Source organism: Legionella quinlivanii (assembly GCF_003265995.1).
GTDB lineage: Bacteria > Pseudomonadota > Gammaproteobacteria > Legionellales > Legionellaceae > Legionella_C > Legionella_C quinlivanii_A.
This window is the reverse complement of sequence record NZ_MVJN01000004.1, coordinates 284,183-308,335: the sequence shown is the minus strand read 5'-3', so window position 1 is coordinate 308,335 and position 24,153 is coordinate 284,183. Positions and strand designations below refer to the sequence as shown.

Genomic DNA, 24,153 nt, shown 5'->3' with positions numbered 1-24,153 from the left:
AATGCTGGTACTGCAGCACTATGTATTCAGCTGCATTAAATAGCTTTTGAGAATTATACTACCACAGATATTATGAAATTATTAAGAATAAATTTTTTGTGAGATTTAATTGGATAATTGTAAAAAAAGTAAATTTTCATGGTTAAATATATTTACAATTCATTGATGCGATTTTGTAGTTCAGCGAGTTTAATTTTGATTTTTTTATAAACGGAAATAACAAGGTCTGTAAATTTAGAATAGTTGAGACACTCTGGTGAAAGGGCTGCAAAAAAGATTTTTTTAGTTGGGATTATTTTAAAACAGTTTATGTGGATATCCGAAACAACCCAGGGATTTATTATTTCCCCAGAGCTGATTTTAATAATTGATGTCTCCTGATTGTCCTTGTCTACTAAAATCTGTGCCTCTCCCTCAATCATTATCAGCAAGAATTGATTAGTAATTGTTATAGGTATATCGGAGTTTTTATCATAATGATAAAAGCTGATTTTTTTTAAATAATCTTGTTTATACTGCTCTGGTAATAAAGAAAATATATCGAAAGATCCTACACGGGCTTTTTGTCTGCTGCTCAGAACATCAAATGCCTTTGGGCGCCCCGATTCCTTGTTTATTATGGGTGTGAAATTAAGTTTGCAGCAGGTTTGTTCAATGTGCTGTGCCACATAGTTGATGATTCTTTGGGTGAATATAAATGCTGAATAGTTGGAATGATTGAAAATCGCATCCAGGATATTTTTTTGAATAAAAAATACCTGGCTATCGGTTTTGGCAATGGCACTTGCCGTTCTTGGGATATTGGCTAAAATGCCAAGCTCTCCAAATAGTTCTCCCGCGCCAAGGGTTGCAACTACCTTCATACTGGATTGAGCTGCAATCGTAACTTCACCCGTAATAATGATGTACATTCCATCTGCTGGGGTATATTGCTTAAATATACAAGTGTTCGCTGGAAATGATTCAATCGTTGATATTAGACCAATATCATGAAATATAATCGGATCAAGACCAGAAAAGACAGTTAATTTTTCAATGAAATCACTAAAATACAATGAATTATAGTTGGATTTATTTCTTAAATCTGTTGGGATTTTTACGCTTTGCAAGAGCTTGTTAGCTACTTCAATTCCACTAATAAATGCAGACTCATGTACGTGGGGAGGTATGAGATAGGAACCACAGTACCAGGTATTATTTTCACCTTGAATTTCATTTATATACTGCCTGCTGATTTGGCTGGAATGGATCATCGAAGGGTGAATATAAAACTTCTGCTGATAGATTTTATCTGGATCAATTTGTTTGAATGGATTAAGTGTCAGGAAAACATCTGGAATCTGTGCAGGGAGATTTTTAATTTTATTGATATAAAAAGTAATAGTGGGTCTTAAAATAGTTGAGGACTCTGGAGCATACAGGCAATTATATCCTCCCCAATGTGCTTTTTCTTTTGGCATGATACTGCTATCGCTATGAATAGTGAATGTCGCCCGCTGCCAGGGAAAATTGACTAGTAAATTCTTTTCATATTTTTTCGCATCTTCAAAAAGACTGATGGCGTGGTATGGATTAATGCTGATGATTACATGATCAAAAGTCAGTGATATATTTTCTCCGGAGTTACTGCTTGCCCGAATAGAAATTTTATGACCATGACGAGCAATTCCTAGAACTCGTTTCTTAAGCATGATCCGATTATTGCTGTTTTTTTTAATAAACCAGTTTTTGAATACTTCAGTATAACTAAACATCCCGTCATTTAAAGCCATACGTTTCCCAGTGGAACCAATAATCCCGTGAATTTGCCAAAACTGAAGTAATGGAATCAAACGATAATTTTCAGGATTACTATTGGGAACCTGAAAGCAGGCTGTTGCTCTTGGATAAATATATTCTTCACTAAAAATTTTGCTGTAAGATTGGTTCTTAAGATAATTACCCAGGGAAATTTCTGAATCTGGATTGCTCAACAGAAATTCCAGACTTTCCATGCGGAAACGATTGATTTCGTTTAAATAGACTTCCTGGTCAAGAGGGCAATCTTTTCGGATGAAGACCGTACCGTCAATATTGGCAAACACCAGGTTATTGCGTTCATCTATGATCGCCAGGCTTTGATTGATAGGATGATAAGGGATCTTGAAAAAATCGATAAATTGTTTGAAATGATGAAATTGATCCTGGTTAAAATCAGTCACGCCGGCGTCCAGAACCCAGGACTGGCCCTGCTTATCAGATACTTTCACTCCAAAGCAATGCCCACCCAGATGCTCGAGTTCTTCAATGATAGTCACATTGTGGTTTTCATTGGCTAAAGTGAAAGCAGCGGCAATACCGGATGCGCCGCCTCCAACAATAACTATATCCATATCATTCCCTTAGATGAAACGATAATGCCTTTCAGTTATTTAAATTAAAGCAGAGCCTGAATTAAAATGCTGAAAAAAACAAGTTCTTATTCGCTACCTCATGTTCAAGCTTAGTAAAGAATGAGAATCAGTTTTTTCTAAAGCCGCTAATAATTCATCCTTGAATTCTTTAACTCTTGTATCATACAGTCTTGAGAAATTATTGCGATCGGTAATTGCTGGCCAAAACCGTTCACATAGGAACGCACCCTCTATCGTGTCTCCTCTGGCAATGCTAGCCCCCATGCCAAGAAAAGGCAGAGCTCTCTCCATTTCGGTAAAGCACTGCTCAAAGAAGCCTATATACTGAAGAGGAGGGCGCTCATTTTTTGTGATGCTAAAATCGTGACGCGCATTCCAAACAAAAGAGGGGGAAAAAATTATTGCAGCGTTATCCTCAACTGCGTCATCTTTTGGAAGTGTAGGGCGAAATATTTCTAATAACATATGACGAGGCATTTTCTTTTGCTCTTCGCCCACCTTGTTAAATGCACTATTCAATCTTTCGCAGAACTCTTCTTCTTCTGCTGCTTGCAGATTGCCGTTGCTGCATGCTTTAACGTATTCGCCAAAGAGAGCTAAGTAATTGTCATAAGCTTTTAATAAAGGCTTAATATTATAATGTTCCTGTTGTTCTTTTATTTGCTGGTTAAATTGCTCCTGATTGTCAGTCAATGCCGAAAACATTGTCCACATATAACTATCATAGTTTTTAAAAGCTAATTTCAATGGGCTGATATATTCTGCCGTTGCAGGTCCATAAATGAATTTGGGATCAGATCCCTCAGGGATTCCTTCTATAATTTGCGTGTTGCTGTAATAAATAGCATGTTGTAAGATTAAATCAGGGTTTGCTTTGGCTAATTTTTCCGCTTCTGCGTAATCCGCATGCGCGACTCGATCCAGTAGTCGATAGATATCTAATGGTGGAAACTGCTTCTTGCAATTTTCAAATTTTTCCCTGGTTTCAGGTTTATCTTTTGTGTGGCTTTCAAAAATAGCCAGCATGCGCTCATGATTAATTTCCAGAGCATATTGCAAGGGGCTGGTATATTTAGAGCAGAACACGGATTTTTCCAAATCAGGAGCTTCTTTGTTATCAGTTCGAAGCTTAAAATGAAAATTAACCTGCGTAAACATTGCATCAGGATTTTCTATTACAATTTTTTCTGCTCTATCATAATTTCCCTCAACAAAACAATTCATTAGAGCATAGGCATCCCTGTAAGAATTTTTTTGTCGAAAAATAGAAAATTTCTTACAGGTATGTGCAAGAGTCCGAACGGTTTCTAGATCGAAAGGAACATTTTGTACATAGAAAGAATTGGGTATTTTAAGAAGTTCAGGGGTATCGGATTGACCGGTCATTGTGTTTCCTGCGCAAGTTATAGTCAAAAATAAGCGTTAAGCTCCATAGTATAAAATAGGAATGCGCGAGGTGGTAGCCTAATCCTGGTTTAAGAGAGTTGATCCCTCGCGATGGAAGCTAATCAGAGTTCTAGCAAGCGATATCTCTCGCGGTCCTCTTCATCGGTTTTTTCTGGAATAAAATTTAAATTTTTAATCGTTTTCCCTCCCAGGGAATACATGGTTTTAGGTGTGAAAAATAATTGCCGCTGAGCGTCTTTAATGCAAGAGGTGATTGTATTAACGTCATCGGAATAATCGATAACTTCTACGGCAGGTTTATTTTCTAAATCAGAGGCTACTATCTTTTGTTCTTGCCTGAAGTTTGGATTAAATACAATTTCTCCATTAATCGTGAAACTGCTTGTAACCAGCGTTGAAAACCCGAATGTTTCTTTTATTGGCTTATGCTGTGTGATTTCAACTCCGCAAACAATATTTGAAGCGGGCACATGCGTGGCGATACATTCATAAGCAGAAAGGGTTTGGCAAGAGGCCATTTTGTAATCAGGAGGTATTTCAGTATTTGTAGAATTATAAATAGCTAATTGCGTCTGAAAGGAATGTAGATCGAGTGCATTATTCACTATAGGATAACAAATGCTTTGATTCGTAATGGGCATGCAATTCATAGCCAATTTGATCGGCTCTGGCATTACAATAGCGTATAAATAACTTTTTCTTTCCCTGGCATTTCCTAAAGGGAACATCGCGGCACTATTCATATTGAAGCTCATGCACACACATTTTTGTTGAATTGCCTCAACAGAATAGGCATAAGGATAGGTATCTGCGTCAGACCTTGATCGTATGGATTTTAACCACCATCTGGAATGAAACTGCTCATCGATCGCTTCCCTGGGATAAAACCCCTCAAAATTCTCAGCAAAAGGTCGAGTATCTGAGCGCCATAATATTCTTGTTTGCACAACTTTACCTGAATGAATAAATTGGTATTGTAGAATTAAATGCTTAAGTTATTATTAAATTAATCAGGCAAGAGGTCAGTGTCGAAAAAAACGTTACTCCCCAGGTATGTCATCCTGAGCGTAGCGAAGGATCTCAAACTGCTTGGAACTGAGCCAGATTCAGGAGATCCTTCACTTCGTTCAGGATGACGTTAAGACGATTTGATTGAAAAAAAACTTTAGAGCATCCTGTTCAGACTAAATCATTTACTCTTCTACTAATCATCTGATTTAGTAAATTTTTCTTCTTTTCAGGCATTTCGATTAAATATAAGCACTCATGATGCCTTATAAATCGCTCAAGAAGTGTATCAATTGCGGAATTAATTGCTTTTTTACTTATATTATATCGTTCAGCAAAAGTGATAAATGTTTTTCTTTTTATATTATCATCACGTCCATCAATTTTGATAGCCATTCTGAAATCACTATAAATAGCTGTACAAATTAAATCATAAAGGGGTGTTAGTGTAATGATCCCGTCCTCAAGTGTCTGCAAACTGATATTTTTAGCATGTAAATCACCATTACAAATAAGATAGGAAAATGCGTATTGGCAAAGTAAATTTAAAATTTCAAGCTGAGGTGCATTCGTTATGTGTAGTAAGGCGTCTGCTATTTGATTAATGCTAATACGATATTTATCCGCAGGATAGCGATTTAAAAATTGGCACGCGTCTTCCTGATGTAGTTTCTGCTGGTTTATCCTGTCAAATCGCTCTATTAATAATCCGTAATTGCCATCCTTATCAATAACTATTTTAGCCTTCGGAACTGTAAAACCACACTTTTTTGCTAACTGGAGGCAATGTAATTCATTTTGAATTAAGTTATTTTTATCTTTTGGATTCAGTTTTAAAATATAGGATTTATTTTTTCTTGCAATATTCAGTGGAAAACTAATCATGGAGGCTGAAATTTTTTCCTGAACTCCGGCTAATGAGTTGTTGTCTAATATTGAATTCGAGGGGTCTAACAACGCTTCAAAATAAGCGTAGAAATTTACTTCATCTAACTTGGGTTGTTCTTTTATTTTCGCAGGTAAAGGATCTCCAACGTAAATATCACCAATGCAGTCAGTACCCACTGCCGCAAACAAAGAAAACAAATCATCACTAGAGGTTTTCACTTTGCTGATGAGTGCATTTAACCGTCTTCCTTCAGGCAGAAGACCTGCAAAAAAAGGAGGCAAGTTATCACCGCTGATGAGTATATTGGGTGAATTATTAGGAATACAATATGAAAAATAGGGCAGTTTACTGGTTTTAATATAATCAGGGTAAAGATGAAATTCACAACCCTGCGGCGTTCTTTGCAAAATCCCGGCCGGATCCAGATTTTTATAGATAATCAGCTTATTAATGTTCTTGAAATCATTCATTATGATTAACCACTCCAGCAGAGCCTTTCTCTATGGCGAGCTGTAAGCCTAGAATTTGCAGAACATTAATCACCTTGCCAATTTGTGCCGTAGCTTTCCCCCTTTCTATCTGGCTCACAAAATTAATGCTGGTATTGGATAATTCAGCCAGGCGGGTTTGGGTAAGCCTTCTTCGCTTCCTTTCTGTTTCGATTGCCAGGCCTATGGTTAGTGTATGGGGATGTTTCATATTTTTTTCATCATAGCGAGTGAATTTTCAGTAATATATCATTGATTATAGCGCTAATAATGAATATTTCACTCAATCGAGTGAAATAATTGCGATTTATTTTTAATATACCTGGTTTCCAGCTATCATTCATACGATCATGTGAATATTGTGCAACTGCAGGGAGATCCCTCGCTGTGCTCGGGATGATGTGGGGAGTTACGAGCGGGGTTTAAATATAAATGGTGCATTGGAATGTTAAATCACCATGATGTAGATATTTTGCTCTTTTTGGTGATATAATGGGTGCCTTTGTAATTTTGGAAAGATATCTATGTTTATAAAACCCGTTTCAGTATCCGATAAATGGCTGCAAGAAAATACAGCGCTTAGATTAGGTTTGCCACAAGTGGAAACGAAAGCTCCTAATGAATCAATATTAATCGCTGGAGCAAACATCGTTCTTCCTTTAGTAGTTGAAAAATCAGATAAATTCGACAGTATAAAATTAGCGGCTAACGCAGAGCTCAGAGTTGGCTCTGGAAAACACGGCCAATTCAACTCCTCCATTGATGCTGAGGAATCTTCAGACCACCAAAAGAGCGCTTTCTGGCTGTGTACGGATGAAGAAACAGAGGGTCGCAAAGGGGTTTTATTTAAGACACAGGAAGAAGCAGAAGCTTTTAGTGCTCTCTATAAATCAGTTGCGAATTATTATCAGTCTGGTTTACATAAACAAAAACCGATTTCCCCTGACAATGGTAACTACTTATTGTTGAGCGGCAACACCCTGGATTTTTTTGAAGCTGAATTACGTGCCTCCAAACAAAAGCACATTCTTAAAGGTGATTATAATTTAACCGCCGCCGGTTCGCTCGATAAATTACGTTCCCCTGACGGCTCAAACTGGGTAATGGTATCGCTTAAGAAGGGCGTTGATGCACAGGCGGTTTTTCCAAACTCTTACAAAATTCAGAATCTGTTACTGCAAAATTCAGATGCAAAAAAATTTGGCAAGCTGGATTTACCGCCTGTACTGAAAAACGAAAAAACAGAGTTACCTGAAAAGAAAAAATCGAATCCTTTGTTAAGCTGCCTGCCATTCTTCAAAGCCAAATCGAAAGCAAGTGTAGAAGAAGTTCAGGATAAATCATCGGACAAAGATTTAATGCAAATACAAGTGGTTAAATAAACCAGATCCTTCACGCTTATCGAGACTACTCAATGTCTTGATAAGCTGCCTCTTCAAATTCAAATTAGTTACTTCGAGGTACGTCATCCTGAGCGTAGCGAAGGATCTCAAACTGCTTAGAGCTGAGCTAGATTCGGGAGATCCTTCACTGCGTTCAGGATGACGTACCTTGGAGTTCCAGAGGTTATCCCGCAGAAATCTTTGCTTGTTTCCACAAGTGTATCCAATATAATCCAAATCTGTTTTACCAATAAGGATATTTACAATGAAGAAATGGCTAATACTTGCTGCAAGCAGTCTAATGACCACTGCTCATGCTGGAGAACTGACCTGGTGTAACTATAAAGATTACTTTCGTTTAAGTGATATCAGTCATCCAGGCATTGCTATTGTAGAGACTCATCATGATGCAGAGGTGGTTTTAACTCCAGTTGGCCCCCGCAGTTTTGAAATACAGGATGGCTCGCAATGTCAAAGCGGTTTCGCCCATGTCACGGTTGCATACGATAGTCATCATTGGTGTTTGTTAGACATCAAGGATGGGCCGTTTATTAATCATCCAACGGTTAAGGCGTCCTGTACGGGTATTCGCTATATCGATACGATTTATGATGGAACGGGTTCTCATTCCTATACAATTAATCTGGATTAGTCAAAGCAGGAAGGATCTTCTGGTTTCTTTATTCTTTTTGTTCGGTTACTCTAGGTTTTTTTATGTTCTGTGGTTTATACGGAGTTGTTTCAAAAATAGGGCTAAGCAGCTAACTTGTCGTCTTTGCGAACGAAGTGAAGCAATCCAGATCGAAACTTGAACAAAGGTTAGGAGCTGCTTCGCTGACGCTCGCAAAGACGGTTTTTGTGCATCTATCTTCATTTATGCAACAACTCCGGTTTATCAGCAGAATCCATGATTCTATCTCAAGGAGGAAGTAATGCGTTGTCGTTTATTGTATTTTTTTATAAGCCTTTTTTTTATTAACTCGATATCTTTTGCTCAATTACCCGCTAATTATCAGAGCTTATCTGCTGAAGAAAAACAGGAGCTCTTGTGGAGCGAAGTGAGTAAAAGTCACACGAGTAATCCGTTACCAAAACTTACAGAGAATAGCTTTAAACAACTGCTTGTTACCATTAAAGGATTTTTCAATTTAAGACCCTCTTTTGATCACGAAAGTGATGAAGAGCCTGAAGGAAGAGCAAAAATTCTTCATTCAAATGGTTCCGTAGGAAAAATCCGATTCATTCCAACAAATGATCATCCATTCACAGGGATTTATAAAACGGGAGCTATTGGAATAGCACGCTTGTCTATGGCGATGCCTGCGAGTGATACCAGTTTTGTTCCAGGAATGGCGGTTAAATTTTTAATTGATAAGCATGCATCCGTAAATATCCATGCCATTAATTCTTTGGAAGGCCAGGGCGGCGATTGGAACTTTTTTGCGAAGGATTTCTCAAATAAAATAGAGCATCCTAAAGGCAAAATCCTTCGGGCAATTGAGTTAATTTTTGAATGGACTCATGATCCTGCCAATGAATTGGGTCTATGGCGTTTAGCGGCATGGGATAGGGATGGTCAACCTGCGGGAATTCCGGTTTATCCTGAGAGAATTTATTTTAAACCGGCCACTGAGGTGCAAAATATCATTCCAGCTGATTCACGCGATGACTTCAGAGTTTCACTGTCACAGGTCTCTATCGGCCCTATCTACGAAGTTTATGGTCTATACCAGGGCAATGAATACCATGTAGGCAGCCTAATGTTAGAAAGCGAACTGTTGGCCTCTGAGTATGGCGACAATAATTTGTTTTTCCAACATCAGAGATAACACGCTTTAGCACTAGCCAGGCAATCTAATCCTGGCTCAGTGCCAAATCACGCATAGATTCCCGCCTGGCGCGGGAATGACAACATCCTAAATCGAATTAACGAAAATCACTTGTTTTATTTTCAATTTATTGCATCTATACACACAGTTATCCACAGTTTTTGGGGATAACTGAGCTAAGCCGATAGATATTAATGAGTAATAGAAGCCTTAAAATATAAGGGTTTTGAGAGCAGTTCGGGGAGTTTGAACAACCAGATGGCAAATAGGGAGAATAAGTTATCCACAAAATTGTCATCCTGAATAGGACTTTGCGGAAAGGCATTTTAACCTCTTTTTTTAGAGAGAACCAGTCTTGACATCCTAACGCTGCTTTATTTTAATTCATTTTTATTGTATCTATATGAAATAATTATAAATTTATTTTTAGTCTGATGTGCTAAACAGATAATTCAGCTGCAAGCTTTCATTGATAATGTGTGTCAATTGTACTAACATATGGTTAAGGAGATTTGTTTTGAGAAATATGATGACAGATGCCAGAAAGGTGGAACATACAAAAGCACCTGTAGCTAAAGATCAAAGAAGGGTCAAAAGTACACACAAAAGTACGCAGTCAAGGACTGCGAGTGCAAAAAATTCTCGATTAGGTTTTCGGGCGTCTGAAACGCAAGCTAAAATAATTCGGATGGCCTCCGAGCTAAGCCATAAATCATTGACCGATTTTATAATGGATAGCGCTTATCAAGCTGCTGAAAAAGTCATTTTAGATCAAAGACTCTTCATGGTTTCCGAGGATGTTTTTAATAAGTTTTCCGAAATTCTAAATCGCCCCCAGCAAGAGAATGAAGGACTCAAGGATTTATTTTCTTTATCATCTCCCTGGGATCAAAATGACGTTAAAAAAACCTGAAATTTTAAATAAAGATCATGATCTAATGGGTTTTAATAGTAATTATCCTGAATTAGATGAATGGTTAAAAAAATATGCTTTTCAAGCAAAAATGTCCGGTTCTGCGAACATCTTCATCGTTACTGATAAAAACCTTGTGGTTGGTTTTTACAGTCTTACAGTAGGGCAGGTGGATATTGGGGAAGCATCAGAGCGTATAAAAAAAGGTATGGGAAAATATCCAATTCCTGTTGTTATTTTAGCAAGATTAGCTGTACATCATACATATCAGGGAAGGAGTATTGGAAAAGGAATGCTTAAAGATGCGATATTAAAAACCTTGCAAATTGCAGAGCAAGGCGGTGTGAGAGCTTTATTAGTTCATGCTATAGATGAAAAAGCGAACGCTTTTTATAAACGGTTTGGATTTGAGCCTTCTCCAATACGAGAAAATCAATTATTACTTCTTTTAAAAGATGCTAAAAAATTAATATCTGAATAAGGGATAGAAAATTCTCCACAGCCTTTTTTCTGATAATCTCGAAATTAAAGAGGAGATGCCAGCCGGTAATGTTTTTAACGTCTTGCATTCCTCTTAATCAATTGAAGATTTAATAGACAATTATCAAAGCGGGCTTAAGCAACTGGATATTGATAAATCTCCTTCGGATTCTTCGGCTAATACGGCCCTCGTCCAATCACTTGGCTTGCATAAAAGTTCAGAGTTTACATTGAACAATTGATTTTTGAAATCGATTTTTGCCGATTCAATCTTAAGTCCTTCGATTCCTTTATCCTTTGCTAACGTATATTGAGATTGAGTGTATGAGTAGTCAGGATTTTTGTTGTCCTTAAGATAAGCTTTTAAGCAATCCATTATTTTATTAGCTTCTGTCAATTTAATATTCGCATCAACAAACTTGAGATTGATAATCTCCAATATGGATTCAAATAACTCGGCTTTAAGTTTTTCAATGTTAGCCTTAACCTCTTCAGGGCAGTCTCCTGAGATTTCCCTTGCCGATGTATACAAGTCTGCAGTCTGGCGATAATCGTCTACTGTAAACTGGTTAGCTGGAGTTTTAAATTTCTCAAGACGATCTAATTCTTTTGCTGTTGCTGCAAAAAATGCCATTGGATTTTTCATATTAATCTCTGTTAATTAAAATTGGATAATATTCAATCAAAAAGAACATGTCAATGCATCATATCAACAACATGTTCTTTTCATGTGTTATTTGTATATGGGGAGACCCGCTTTTGAAGCGGGGTGGCGCTTATCAACAGTTCTCATTGCGACGAACGCAGGACTGCAAGATTATCATCTGAGGCATAATGTTCTTCTGAGAACCATATCGCTGGCTTTACAGTATTGCCAGGAATAGCTTGCGATACGGTATTTTCAATTATAGCGGGTTTGAAAAAGGGGATAGTAACCCGGCTATGGCCAAATCCAGGAGCTCTTGTGTAAAATTGTATCATTGCCTCATCAGCAGTTTCATTGGCATAACGATGGACAGAAACCGAATCAAATGCAAATAAAACATGATTTCGATAGCGCATCATTTCTAACTTAATAGCTTCCTGTTGACTATTTCCATAGGCGACCTTAAGTTGTTCATAATGTCTGAAGATCCGGTCTGCAGGAGTGAAAGAAGAATAGTGTTTATTTTTCTTTAATTCATTGCCTAAATCATGCAGATTGATATTATCGGTTGTTAAAATCCGATGCATTAATTCTGCTGCCATGCAGGACTGAATAAATGAAGCAGCGTGGCTTCGTTGCTCATTAATCGTAATGAAATGCTTATCAATGAACCTCATTTCAATATTTTGGATAGGAAACATAAAAATATTGAGTTCAATATCATATCTGCTTTTAAGTTCTCTAATCACGTTGACCAAAAAACTGGAGCGCTGAAGCCCTTTGGGATTTAAATCCAGGAGACATAAATGAGCGTCTCCTTCTTCATTTTGCTTTCTTAATAAGTCACGGATCACTTGTTCAAAGAGGGCTGGCCAGTCTTTACGAGCACTATTTGCTTTGTCAGTAAATTGTTTTCTCAGTTTCTGGTATTCCAAAGTCATCTTTTGGCTCAATAGCTTAGGATCATCAGCATTCAAAATGCCCTGCAAATGCAGTCTCCACCACAAGGCAGCCGCATCGATTTGAAATGGAGTCAGTTTTGTAATTAGTTGCATAAGTGGTTTATCTTAATAAAAACCGATCATTATATATTATATATGGTTAAAAATAAAACTTTAAATTTATTATTTGTGTAATTGGGGTTTTGGTTGTTCGATATGAGACAAACGTGGCCTCTTTTAGCAATTCGATTATGCTGTTTACTAATAGTCTGAAACTGTCCGCTATACTATGAGAAAGCAGCTTCAAGGTCCTGGAATATGATTACTGAGCTGATTTTGTTTGCACTGGGGTTTATTCTCATCTTAAAGGGCGGGGATTTATTTGTTAATTCAAGTACGATGATTGCCTACCGCCTGAAGATTCCAAGATTTATTATTGGTGGAACCATTGTAAGTCTTGCTACAACCGCTCCTGAGTTTGTGGTATCGGCCACTGCAAGTTATCTGGGCGATTCGGGAATCGCGCTTGGTAATGCTCTGGGATCTGCCATAGCCAACATTGGTTTAATCGTTAGTTTAACAGCCATTATTGCTCCCATTTCAGTTGAACTGCTTCCCTTTAAAAGACGCGCGCTGTGGATGCTGTTCACTACGGTATTTGTTTTCATTTTTGCGTGGAATCTTGAAATCAGCCGCTGGGGAGGGGTGTTCCTGGTCATTTCTGCCCTTGTTTACTTGTTATTAAATTTAGTAAAAGCCCGATCCGAGCGCAGGAAAACAACCGCGAAAGAAGAAGCCATAGTCCCTGAAATGAATGATTCCATGGGCAAATCAATACTGTATTTCGGGATTGGAATCGTCCTGGTGATCTCGGGAAGCTGGCTGCTGGTAAATTCAGGCACTGCTATTGCGACTGCCTTGAAAATCCCTTCATTCATTATCGGGCTGACAGTCGTTGCAGTGGGTACTTCCTTGCCGGAGTTGATTACCGCGATTAAATCCGCGAAAAAGAATGTGAGCGATCTCTCGATTAGCAATATCATCGGCGCCAATATTCTCAATTTAGGATTAATAACCGGAACTGCTGCAATCATCAGACCGCTGACGATGGATTTATTTACGAAATATTACGCCTTTAGCTGGGTGTTTATTATGATTATCGGGATAATGCTGATCTTTTGGAAGACAGGGAAAATGACAAAACGTCATGGTCTGATTATGCTTTCACTCTATGGTATATACGTCATTGGTTTATTAGTTTTTCCACTTGTTTTCCCAGAGGCTGCGGGATGAGCGCCACAGACATGCCGGCATGGGTTATTCCAGTAATTTCAGTTTACAGGATAGAAGATTTAGACTACATTTGAATTACGTACAAAATTCAAAATGCCCATAAGGATTGGAGTTAACCATTAAAGAGGTGGCTCTGTGTTTGCACTCATCGATTGTAATAACTTTTATGCCAGCTGTGAAAGGCTGTTTCGCCCTGATTTACAAACCACTCCAATTGTTGTTCTGAGTAATAATGATGGCTGCGTGATTGCGCGTTCCAATGAAGCCAAGGCACTCGGCATTGCAATGGGGGCACCTTACTTTCAAGTTAAGGGTCTATGCAAGAAATTGGGGGTTCAGGTATTCTCCTCAAACTATGCCTTATACGGGGACTTATCCAATCGCGTAATGAGAGTTATCGAAGACCATTGGCCGGACACGGAAATTTATTCAATTGATGAAGCATTTTTAAATTTGAGCACGCTGCCTGCGTCTCAGGTTACAGAATTCTGTCAGAATTTACAAAAAACTATTTTCAAATGGGTCGGTATTCCTGTTTCGATTGGAATCGGGCCGACTAAAACCCTGGCAAAAGCAGCCAATCATGTAGGAAAAAAAATCCTTAAAACGCCGGTTTACTCAATTAATGGCAGTGCAGAATTATGGCTTAAACAAATGGATGCGCGAGAGATTTGGGGAGTAGGGCGCCAATTAGTGAAACGATTGAATCAGATAGGCATTTATACAGCCGAAGATCTGGCCAAGGCTGATCACTTTTTAATTAAAAAGAAATTTAGTGTCGTCCTCCAACGTACGGTTTTAGAATTGAATGGCGTTTCCTGCCTTGAATTGGAGGAGCCTGAACCCAGGCAGTCCATTATGACATCATGCTCTTTCGGGGGGCTTCAGTCCGATTATGAGCAAATCCAGGAGGCGATTAGCCATCACTCGGCGACCGCATCAGCCAAGCTTAGAAAGCAAGGCTTGAGGGCGCATTATTTATCGGTTTTCATTCGCTCAAGCCCATTTCGCGAAGATTTGAAACAGTATTCAAATTCGATCGGGTTTCGTTTGATAAATCCCACAGATGATGTGCGTGTTATCACTAAATGGGCAAAACATTGTCTGAAAAAGATTTACCGTAAAGGAGTTTATTATCAAAAGTCAGGTGTTTTGCTTTCTGATTTAATAAGTAAAAGTCATTATCAGCCCGATTTGTTTAATCAACCCTCTGACCAGGAGCTGGAACGTTCTCATAGCTTGATGAAGTTGATGGATAGCATCAATGCCAAATACGGTTCACGAACTGTAAGGCTGGCTGCTGAAGGCTTTCGGAAAGATTGGGCGATGAAGCGGGAATTAATGTCCCCTTGCTACACGACTCGCTGGTCGGATCTCCCTGTGGTTTATGCCAGATAATGTAAAAGATGGCGGCTTGGGCTATTCTTTATAGAAAGAGCGGAGCCAGGGATGAGCGAGAAGCCGGAATCTTATTACCTTAAATTCAGGTTAGGGGAGCAGATTATTTTAGTCTCTCTGGATTTTGTTTTTCTCATTTTGCCTATCGCACAGTTGCAACACATTCCTCAACAGCATTCCGCACTGGCAGGTATTCTTAACTATCATGGGCAAGCGGTTCCTGTGTATCATTTATACGAACTGCTTGAAGCATCAAAAGTCGCTTACGATTTGGACACCCCCATCATTCTCTGTTCTTTATCTTCTCAATGTGTCGGTTTATTTGTTTCTGAAGTGATGGAAGTCTGTGATATCAATGAACAGCTTATACAACAGCCGCCTAAAACCTGGTCTTATGTCAAAGGAATTATCAAAGATGAAACGTCATCAGCCTGGATTCTGGATTTGGAGCAATTATTGCACTGGCCTCAATCTTGCCTGGAGCGTGCTCATGAATAAGTGGATTGTTATTCTGAAAGAATGGGTTGCAGCTCATTCTGGCCTTCTTTTATCTGAGCAGCAGATGGAGTCGGGTGTCCAGGAGTTAAGACGCTTAATGGATTCCTTAAATTTGAGTGAAACAGAATATCTTAATGCTTTACAAGCAGGAGATGACAAGCTCATTAAGTCAACCATTGATATTTTAACGGTGCAGGAAAGTTATTTTTTTCGTGATTCCCCCCTGTTTTCCTATTTAAAAAACGAATTGCTCCCACAATTAATTAGTGAAAAAAGAATGAAGCAAACACTCAGCCTTCGTATCTGGAGTGCTGGATGTGCCAGAGGCGAAGAAATCTATTCAATTGCCATTTTATTGAATGAACTGCTTTCCGATATTAATCGCTGGACTATTGAGCTTGCAGCTACGGATATAAGTTACAGCGCACTTGAAAAAGGGATATCTGGAGCATTTAATGAGTCCAGGCTGCGCGCTACCGAAGATAAGCTGCGAGAAAAATATTTTATCAAACGCGATTCATTATATTATTTGAATGAAGAAATTAAAAATCGGGTCAGTTTTTCATATTTCAATCTTCGGAAGCCGGGAAAGTTATTTAAGAGCTTCGATTTAATTTTTTGCCGCAATGTATTTATTTATTTTTCAAAAAGCCATGTGGAAAATATTCTCCAGTTTTTTTATGAGCATCTGGTTGAAGAAGGTATTTTGTTTCTTGGGCCTGCCGATTTAGTAACCCATTGCCAGCATCATTTTTCTGTACAAATGACTCAAGGAGTATACCGGTTAAAAAAAATAACCCAGATAAAAGAGCAGCCGAAGAAAGCTGGTTTAGCTGTGGCGAAAATAGAAAAGGAGACTCCCTTATATAAGCCCAGTTCTCAGGAAACCACTCATTCGCTTCAACTTATTCAGGAGTTATTAACCAATACCCATTATAAAGAGGCATTAAATAAAATTGATAATTTGTTTCTTAAAGGAGAAACAGCACTGCTTTACCGTTGTCAGGCTCAGGCATTGATTGCTTTGGGTGATATCAATGCTGCTCAGGTTTCACTTGAAAAATCCATTAGAATTGACCCCCTGGATGCCATGAGTCACTTTTTACTTGGCCTGGTGGAAGTCGATCAAAAAGAAAATAAAAATGCACTTATTTCGTTTCAGAAAGCGCTCTATATTAAACCCTTATTCCCGGAGGCCGCGTATCATCTTGGCTTGCTTCATTTGCAGATGAAACAAAATGAACAAGGAATAAAATGGTTAAATCAGGCATTGCGTTCTGCCAGCGCACAAGATAATGAGGAATTAATTTTTTATACGAATGAACCCAAAACCCATTTAATTAACGCAATTCAGGCAAGCATTTCATATTATCGAGGACAACATGATGAATGAGCCTTTTCTGGATGAAAAAGCAAAAAAAATACTGGCAGATCGAGCTGCGCTGATGGCCAGAAAGGAGAGGGATCTTAATGCAAACGCTACCAGTAATTTATTAGCATTCTATGTGGGAGAGGAGCAACAATATGCCCTGGCTTACGAATCGATTGATAAAGTGATCCCAAGCCATAAAATTACACCTGTACCAGGAGTAAATCCTTTATTTTCAGGCCTTTTATACCATAATACCGAGGCTTGGGTAGTAGTCAATTTACATCAGCTATTAATTGGAAAGCCTGCAAAATCATTTAGTCACTTCATATTATTAAGCGAGGATCATTATCGCATTGCCTTGAGTGCGGATACTATCGTTGGGCAAATCAGTTATGATGAAACAGTTGAATTAGTTCAGCTGACATTGAGTGAAACCGGGCAGTCTTATGTGCGTGGCATCTATAAAAATAACATAGCAATTTTAGATAAGAAATCGATTATTGATCTGCTTAATCTGGAACAAGTGGAATGGAATTAACTTTAAGGAATAGCAATGGAAGAGCAAAATCAGTTTCAGTTTAGAAAACGTTTTTCACTAATACTTATCATGATCTTCTTAATTTCGTTAATCAGTATGTTGTTGAATATATTTGTTCTGAGCAGGCTACATGACAGCTCTCCTGATTTAGAAAAAATTGAATCGTATATTCAACTGTTAGAGGCCTTGTTAATTATCAGCTTGCTGATCAATGGCTTATCTTTATTATTGTGGCATAGGAATAGTCAATATGAAAACCATATAAATCAGGCCTTGTTAGCGAAAATTGATGCCATTTCCAAATCACAGGCCATCATTGAGTTTAACATGGATGGAACGATTATTGATGCTAACCAGAAGTTCCTCGATCTCATGAATTATTCGCTGGATGAAATCAAAGGAAAGCATCATAGTATATTTGTTGAACCAGGAGATAGAGACAGCCTGGAATACAGAGAGTTCTGGAGGAAATTAAATCAGGGAGAGTATGACCAGTCTGAATACAAACGTTTAGGAAAAAATGGAAAAGAAGTCTGGTTACAATCCTCATACAATCCTGTTTTAAATGAAAAAGGAAAAGCAGTTAAAGTAATTAAGGTGGCAACTGATATAACTGAACGGAAAAACAAAGACAAACAATTGGCTGCATTAACCAGGAATCTGCAGGATGTCGGTCAGGAAATCCTGTCCAATAGCAATGAACTTTCTGTGGGGATCAATCAGCTTGAAGCCTCTGCCATCTCTCAAGCCGCCAGCGCCTCTGAGCAAGCCAGTTCGGTAACGCAAATTAGTGCGACACTTGAGGAAATAAAGGCAACCACCCAGCACACATTAGAGAAGGCAAAACAGCTGGGCGATTCTGCAACAGCAACCAGAAAGGAAGGTGAAAACGGGCGATCAGCGATTGAAGCAATGCATGCGTCAATGAAAATACTGCAAGAGAAAATGAAACAGATTTCCACCACTATTCTCAGTCTCAATGATAAATCACAGCAGATTAGTGAAATTACCGAGGTAGTAGCCGACATTGCCAAGCAGTCTAAAATGCTGGCGCTTAACGCGTCCATTGAAGCTGCCAAGGCTGGGGAAACCGGAAAGGGATTTGCCGTAGTGGCAGGGGAAGTGAAAGAGTTAGCTGAAAAATCAAAACTGTCGACCGAGCGCGTACAAAAGATACTGCTTGATATCAAGCAAACTGCTGAAAGAGCGGTAATGGTCACTGAAGAAGGTAACAAAAGCGTTGATGAAAATATTCGTCAAGTGCGAAGCACTGGCAATATTATCAATGCCCTCGGAAATGTGATTGAAGAAAGCTCTCTGGCTTCTTTACAGATTGTCTCGGCAGTACGTGAGGAATCGGTCGCTATTGAACAGGTCGATATCAGCGTTCGCGAAATCAACAAGGTGACTCATTCCTTCACTTCTGCGACCGAACAAACCAAACAAGCGATAATCGGACTCAGTAAAGTGGCCAATTCACTTAACGATACAGCAAGAATTTATCAGAAAGACGATAAAGAATAGGGAGGCAGTGATGCCTATAGATCCCAAACTAGCCCAGATGTTACTGGAGACTTTTAAAACGGAGTTACAGGAACTTCATCAGTCGATGATTAATGACCTGCTTTCCCTGGAAAAAGCGCACAGCGCCGAAGAAGTAGAGGAGATTTTAAAAAGACTGTTTCGCTATTCACATAATATGAAAGGAGCGGCTGCCTGTTCATCGGTAGATGCGATTGTTTCAATGGCGCATCGGCTGGAGGATCTATTCAGCAAATGGCGAGAAACTCATCATACCCCCGACATCAGTCAGATTAATGCCTGCCTTGAGGTTGCTGACAATACACTTCTGGCTCTTGAGGATCATTGTAATGCGAAAGCGATTGATATTGATAATTATCTGAAACCCTTATCGGGTAAAAAAACCATTCATCATCATGCCGATGTGAGCGAGAGTGAATTAATCAAATTACCCCTGGCAAGACTGGAGCGGGTTAGTGCAAAAGCGAATGAATTTATAACCTACCGTTTAAAACTGATGAACTGGTTTAAGAGTATTGATTATTATTTAAGTACACTCAATGAAACCGATTTGGATCTGGCTCCCTTACTGAAGGAACTGGGCACCATTTCCAGAGACAGCGGGCAGTTTCTAGGGGAGTTTACCCGGGCTGTTCAGGCTTTACAGGATGACTTAAGGGCGATGCGTATGCTGCCCATATCCAATCTGCTGATTCCTTTAAATCGAACGGTAAGAGATGTAGCTGCCAGTCTGAATAAGACGGTTGAATTGCAGGTGCAGGGTGGAGATATCGAGCTGGATAAAACTATTATTGATGCCATCAGAGAGCCTTTGGTTCATTTGATCCGAAACGCGATTGATCATGGCATTGAATCGGATGAAAAGCGAAAAGAATTAAATAAGCCGCATCCTGCGATTTTATCAATTCAGGTTACTCAAAGTTCGGGAAAAATCAAACTAAGCTGTTGTGATGATGGACAGGGAATTAATCTTGATAAGATTAGAAAACATGCGGTAGAGTCGGGCTTTTACAGTCAGAATGAAGTAAACAGCCTTGATGAAGAACAGCTTCTTGATTGTCTCTTTTTATCGGGATTTTCTTTACAAAAGCAAATAACAGAATTGTCCGGGCGCGGTGTGGGCCTGGATGTGGTTAAGAATGCCATCGAAAAAATCAAGGGAACGATTCAGGTTAAAACTACACCAGGTCATGGAACCTGTTTTATATTTAACTTGCCGCTAACTCTGGCGACTACCCGTGGTGTGTTTTTTAAAAGTAATGAGCAGACTTTCATGCTGCCTACGCTTTCGTTGGATGCGCTTTTTGAAATTGAGCCGGATAAGCTTCAGCAGGTTGATAACAAATCCGTCCTGATAGTAAATAACCGGCCTATTCCGATCAAAGTGTTGCAGGATCTCCTTTATGCTGAAAAGGCAGTTTTTGACCGCAATAGCATATACTATGGTCTCTTGCTTAATTTTAATAATAAGCCGCTGATTTTATTAGTGGATGCCATTCTCGATGAACAGGATTGTGTAGTCAAACCCCTGCCTTACCCTCTGAGCAAATTGGAACAGTTCATCGGAGTGACTTTAACCGGAGAAAGCGAATTGGTTCTGGTGCTTGATCCGATAAAATTAATGCAGCGAGCTCAGGCCGATGAACAAAGCTGGTTTAAACATGCCCCACAAAGCAAAGAGTCGCGAGAGGTCTCAAAAAAGAGAGTCTTGATAGTTGATGATTCATTAACAACCCGTAGTTTGTGTACTAATGCTCTCGAAGCAGCAGGTTATGAAACTGCTAGTGCGGATAATGGACAGAAAGCATGGCAACTTTTACAGAATAAATCCTTTGATGCAGTGATCACCGACATTGTTATGCCAAAAATGGATGGTTTTAAGCTGACAGAATTAATTAAAAAAAGTGAGAAGCTGTTTCATACCCCGGTAATTATTGTCTCATTACTTCATTCCGAGGAGGACAAGCGGCGAGGACTGGAAGCAGGTGCCAATGCTTTTCTGGTTAAAAGCGAATTTGACACGCATTCACTGATTGACGTCATGGAATCACTCTTATGAAAAAGCCTATCCGGGTTCTGATTGTGGATGATTGCAAAGTGACCACGCAATTATTGTACGCGATTCTCAGCGCTGAAACAGACATTGAGGTGGTTGGTTGCGCTCAAAATGGGCAAATTGCAATCAGACTCGTCAAAGAATTAAAGCCTGATTTAATCACTATGGATATTTATATGCCCGTTATGGATGGGGTTGAGGCAACTCGTGCCATCATGCAGCAATGTCCTACTCCAATCATTATCATCAGCTCTCATGTCAATGAGCACCAGACCGAATTAACATTTAGTGCCCTGCAGGCGGGTGCGCTTTCCATCATTGAAAAGCCGCAGCGGGTTCTCAATGAGGGCTTTGACAAGCTTCAAAAGCATATTGTCAATTCAGTGCGGGCATTATCCGAAGTAAAAGTGGTTTCCCGTCGTTCCCCACCACCTGCAGAGCCCAGAATTCAGTCACCAGGTTCTAATTTATCAGCTATCCGGATTATTGCGCTGGGTTCCTCGACGGGAGGCCCTGAGGCGCTCAATTATATTATTTCCGCGCTTCCTGCAAGTTTCCCTGTTCCATTGGTTATCACTCAGCATATTACTGAAGGATTTTTACCAGGTCTGGTTCATTGGCTGCAACATAAGACGTCACTGGTTTTGGAGATTGCTGAAAATAATCAAAAATTACTTCCAGGTCATGTCTATTTTGCACCGGATAATCATCATTTACTCATTAAGCGAGAAGTGGCACCCATCGCTATTTTAGAAAATTCGCCACCGATAGGGCATTTTCGACCATCCATTACTCCCTTATTTTCGTCTTTGGCAAAGAATTATCCTGAAACTGCCGTTGGCGGGCTATTAACCGGCATGGGAGGTGATGGTGCGCCAGGGCTTTTAGAAATGCGCCAGGCTAACTGTATTACATTTGCTCAATCAAAAGAAACATCTGTAGTATTTGGCATGCCTGCCGTCGCTCTTTCTATCAAGGCCACTGACCTCTCTATCGATTTGGAGAAAATTCCGGAATTTTTAACTAAACTTTTATAAGGGAGGGAAAATGTCATGGGTCAAAAAATTCTGATTGTTGATGACAGTGCCACAGCAAGAGCACTGTTTCGAGCCTGTCTTTTTGGCGATCCTGATTATGAAGTGATTCAGGCCAGCCAATGGGAGGATGCAGTTGAAAAAGCGGAGTCCGAACAGCCGTTTTTGATTGTGCTCGATTATAATATGCCAGAAAAATCCGGTAGTGAAATCGCTAAAATTATGATGGATCGTGGTATCGATACCCATTATGTTTTGCTAAGCGCCAATACCCAACAGGCTATAATTAATGAAGTAAAGGCTTTGGGCTTTTTTGATGTACTGGAAAAGCCTGTTTCAACGGAAGAAGTGCATGCGTTACTAGAGAGATTATCATGATAAGCCTGACAGCAGAGCAGGAAGACGCGCTGATTGAAATTGGTAATATTGGTATGAGTAAAGCAGCGAAACAATTGTCTCTGTTATTGAATTCAACGATTAAAATTTCCATTCCCAAAATTACGTTCATTAATATCAATGAATTAACAGAGGAAAATGATTTTAATGATGAACAAGTACTTTCTTATGTTTACCAAAATATCTCGCAGGATTTGGAAGGCTCTGCCGCTTTAGTATTCCAGCGCGAGCAGGCGAATGTATTGACTGTTACCGTTATAGGGGAAGCGCCCCAACTTACCCAGGAAGAAGTTCGGGCTTGTGAGCAGGAAGCCATGCTGGAAATTGGCAATATTATTATTAGTTCCTGTTTAAGCGTCATTATGAATATGCTGTCACAAACGGTAAAATTAAGTCTGCCTGTTTACAATGAAAATAATCTTTATAATTTATTACAAAATCTTTGCAGGCAAATTTCAAAATCAACTAGTAATATCATTGCAATCTCTACCAAACTGGAAACATCAAATGATAAGTTATCCGGCAGCTTATTTATAATTTTAACCGAAGACTCAGTAATCAAGCTGTTAAGGAGCATCAAGGAGTTGATTAATGATTAGTGAGAACGCAAATCGACTACTATTCAGAGAGGTTTTTGATGCTATTCCCATTGGATTAATTCTGTTTGGCCAGGATCGTCGAATTCATGCCTGGAATCAATGGATGGAACGGAAAACGAATATTGATTCTGAAAAAGCAATTGGCCAGACTCTTGAATCCTTCTATGAGGATCAAATCAGTGTTCGTTTCAATTGGGCCCTGGATCAAGTACTAAATTATGAACATCCCCAGGTTTTATCCAATATTCTTAACAAATTTATTATTCCAATTCCTTTAAATGAAGAGGCCTATCTTGATCTCGATATGATGCAGCAAAATGTTGAAATTTTACCGATTCATCAGGAAGAGGAGCAAATGGCGCTGGTGGTGATTCAGGATGTTTCAGCCAAAGCGCATTTGAATGCAACGCTGATGTCAATGGCCAGTAAATTTGAAAAAAACAGTTTAATTGACCTGCTAACTGGTTGCTACAATCGCCGCTTTCTGTGGAAGCACCTGGCGAACGAACTGGTCAGTGCGCAGCGCGAAAAATACAATGTGATTTGCTGTATTTATGATATCGACCATTTCAAGAGCATTAATGACAAATTCGGTCATCATGGCGGAGATGAGGTATTGCAGTCTTTCGCCAATATTGTTCGCTCAGAACTGCGTGCCAATGATTATTTTTTTCGTTACGGAGGAGAGGAATTCATTACCTTGTCAACGCATGTGCCGATTGATGATGCCGCACTCTTACCTAATCGAGTACGCAGCCGTCTGGCAGATACTCTCACGCATGGCTCGGTCAGGAATGTTGTGACCTGCAGCGGCGGCATTTCGTACTGGCAGCCGGATAATCCAGCCATTTCTCCGGAGAAACTGGTCAAATTGGCGGACATTCAACTCTACCAGGCTAAAGAAAGCGGTCGTAATTGTGTGGTAATGAATAATGCAATTCAGACTGAACGGTTTTAACCAGGCTATTCACACAGTTATCCACAGATTTTGTGGATAAATCAATAATAGGCAGGAGATGGACTCAAGTCCGAAACGCCTTTAAATACAAGG

At 39.3% G+C, this 24,153-nt stretch carries 23 protein-coding genes; 16 read left to right on the top strand and 7 right to left on the bottom strand.

Annotation, left to right across the window (positions count from 1 at the left end):
• Positions 1–152 precede the first annotated feature (152 nt).
• From B1207_RS06755 to B1207_RS06735, 5 genes are all read right to left on the bottom strand, one after another.
• Complete coding sequence (locus B1207_RS06755; protein WP_112219235.1) at positions 153–2,372, bottom strand: cyclic nucleotide-binding domain-containing protein; 2,220 nt, start codon at positions 2,370–2,372, stop codon at positions 153–155.
• Between the two features lie 93 nt (positions 2,373–2,465).
• Entirely contained in the window at positions 2,466–3,779 is a 1,314-nt protein-coding gene (locus B1207_RS06750) for a hypothetical protein (protein ID WP_112219234.1), read from the bottom strand.
• Between the two features lie 122 nt (positions 3,780–3,901).
• Positions 3,902–4,747, bottom strand: coding sequence for a hypothetical protein (locus tag B1207_RS06745; RefSeq protein WP_112219233.1), 846 nt, complete (start codon positions 4,745–4,747; stop codon positions 3,902–3,904).
• A gap of 232 nt (positions 4,748–4,979) precedes the next feature.
• Complete coding sequence (locus tag B1207_RS06740) at positions 4,980–6,167, bottom strand: type II toxin-antitoxin system HipA family toxin (protein ID WP_112219232.1); 1,188 nt, start codon at positions 6,165–6,167, stop codon at positions 4,980–4,982.
• A complete protein-coding gene (locus tag B1207_RS06735; protein WP_112219231.1) occupies positions 6,160–6,396 on the bottom strand; it encodes a helix-turn-helix domain-containing protein in 237 nt (78 codons plus the stop codon). The genes B1207_RS06740 and B1207_RS06735 overlap by 8 nt, the downstream gene beginning before the upstream one ends.
• A gap of 313 nt (positions 6,397–6,709) precedes the next feature.
• Between B1207_RS06735 and B1207_RS06730 the strand changes: the two genes are divergently transcribed.
• The 5 genes from B1207_RS06730 (at position 6,710) to B1207_RS06710 (ending at position 10,790) form a co-directional block, all read left to right on the top strand.
• Positions 6,710–7,567, top strand: a complete 858-nt coding sequence (locus B1207_RS06730) for a hypothetical protein (protein ID WP_112219230.1) — start codon at positions 6,710–6,712, stop codon at positions 7,565–7,567.
• 265 nt (positions 7,568–7,832) lie between these two features.
• Complete coding sequence (locus B1207_RS06725; RefSeq protein WP_112219229.1) at positions 7,833–8,219, top strand: hypothetical protein; 387 nt, start codon at positions 7,833–7,835, stop codon at positions 8,217–8,219.
• A 280-nt stretch (positions 8,220–8,499) separates the two neighbouring features.
• On the top strand, positions 8,500–9,396 hold the full coding sequence (locus B1207_RS06720; RefSeq protein ID WP_112219228.1) for a hypothetical protein: 897 nt from the start codon (positions 8,500–8,502) through the stop codon (positions 9,394–9,396).
• 526 nt (positions 9,397–9,922) lie between these two features.
• Positions 9,923–10,309, top strand: a complete 387-nt coding sequence (locus B1207_RS06715; RefSeq protein ID WP_253255799.1) for a DUF1778 domain-containing protein — start codon at positions 9,923–9,925, stop codon at positions 10,307–10,309.
• Positions 10,290–10,790 carry a GNAT family N-acetyltransferase gene (locus tag B1207_RS06710; protein WP_112219226.1) on the top strand — a complete coding sequence of 167 codons (501 nt, stop codon included), beginning with the start codon at positions 10,290–10,292 and terminating at the stop codon, positions 10,788–10,790. Before B1207_RS06715 ends, B1207_RS06710 begins: the two co-directional genes overlap by 20 nt.
• Positions 10,791–10,913: 123 nt before the next feature.
• Here B1207_RS06710 and B1207_RS06705 read toward each other — a convergent pair whose 3' ends face one another.
• The gene (locus B1207_RS06705) at positions 10,914–11,435 is read right to left on the bottom strand and encodes a hypothetical protein (protein WP_112219225.1); all 522 of its coding nucleotides are present in this window, start codon (positions 11,433–11,435) and stop codon (positions 10,914–10,916) included.
• Positions 11,436–11,578: 143 nt separating this feature from the next.
• Positions 11,579–12,490 carry a hypothetical protein gene (locus B1207_RS06700; protein ID WP_112219224.1) on the bottom strand — a complete coding sequence of 304 codons (912 nt, stop codon included), beginning with the start codon at positions 12,488–12,490 and terminating at the stop codon, positions 11,579–11,581.
• 204 nt (positions 12,491–12,694) lie between these two features.
• Here B1207_RS06700 and B1207_RS06695 point away from each other — a divergent pair, with 204 nt between their 5' ends.
• The 11 genes from B1207_RS06695 to B1207_RS06645 all read left to right on the top strand — a co-directional run bounded on the left by B1207_RS06695 (position 12,695) and on the right by B1207_RS06645 (position 24,060).
• Positions 12,695–13,669 (top strand): calcium/sodium antiporter, encoded by a 975-nt coding sequence (locus B1207_RS06695; protein WP_112219223.1) that lies wholly within the window; start codon positions 12,695–12,697, stop codon positions 13,667–13,669.
• 135 nt (positions 13,670–13,804) lie between these two features.
• Positions 13,805–15,067: a Y-family DNA polymerase gene (locus tag B1207_RS06690; protein ID WP_112219222.1), complete on the top strand. Its 1,263-nt coding sequence runs from the start codon at positions 13,805–13,807 to the stop codon at positions 15,065–15,067.
• A gap of 51 nt (positions 15,068–15,118) precedes the next feature.
• Positions 15,119–15,565: a chemotaxis protein CheW gene (locus B1207_RS06685; RefSeq protein ID WP_112219221.1), complete on the top strand. Its 447-nt coding sequence runs from the start codon at positions 15,119–15,121 to the stop codon at positions 15,563–15,565.
• Positions 15,558–16,958 (top strand): CheR family methyltransferase, encoded by a 1,401-nt coding sequence (locus tag B1207_RS06680; protein WP_172458175.1) that lies wholly within the window; start codon positions 15,558–15,560, stop codon positions 16,956–16,958. Before B1207_RS06685 ends, B1207_RS06680 begins: the two co-directional genes overlap by 8 nt.
• Entirely contained in the window at positions 16,948–17,475 is a 528-nt protein-coding gene (locus B1207_RS06675; protein ID WP_112219219.1) for a chemotaxis protein CheW, read from the top strand. Before B1207_RS06680 ends, B1207_RS06675 begins: the two co-directional genes overlap by 11 nt.
• Positions 17,476–17,490: 15 nt before the next feature.
• Positions 17,491–18,999, top strand: coding sequence for a methyl-accepting chemotaxis protein (locus B1207_RS06670; RefSeq protein WP_112219218.1), 1,509 nt, complete (start codon positions 17,491–17,493; stop codon positions 18,997–18,999).
• A 10-nt stretch (positions 19,000–19,009) separates the two neighbouring features.
• Positions 19,010–21,076, top strand: coding sequence for a hybrid sensor histidine kinase/response regulator (locus tag B1207_RS06665; RefSeq protein ID WP_112219217.1), 2,067 nt, complete (start codon positions 19,010–19,012; stop codon positions 21,074–21,076).
• A complete protein-coding gene (cheB, locus tag B1207_RS06660) occupies positions 21,073–22,110 on the top strand; it encodes a chemotaxis-specific protein-glutamate methyltransferase CheB (protein ID WP_112219216.1) in 1,038 nt (345 codons plus the stop codon). The genes B1207_RS06665 and cheB overlap by 4 nt, the downstream gene beginning before the upstream one ends.
• Before the next feature lie 15 nt (positions 22,111–22,125).
• A complete protein-coding gene (locus tag B1207_RS06655) occupies positions 22,126–22,485 on the top strand; it encodes a response regulator (RefSeq protein ID WP_112219215.1) in 360 nt (119 codons plus the stop codon).
• Positions 22,482–23,102 (top strand): chemotaxis protein CheC, encoded by a 621-nt coding sequence (locus B1207_RS06650; RefSeq protein ID WP_112219214.1) that lies wholly within the window; start codon positions 22,482–22,484, stop codon positions 23,100–23,102. Before B1207_RS06655 ends, B1207_RS06650 begins: the two co-directional genes overlap by 4 nt.
• Positions 23,095–24,060, top strand: coding sequence for a sensor domain-containing diguanylate cyclase (locus B1207_RS06645; protein WP_112219213.1), 966 nt, complete (start codon positions 23,095–23,097; stop codon positions 24,058–24,060). Before B1207_RS06650 ends, B1207_RS06645 begins: the two co-directional genes overlap by 8 nt.
• Positions 24,061–24,153: the final 93 nt, after the last annotated feature.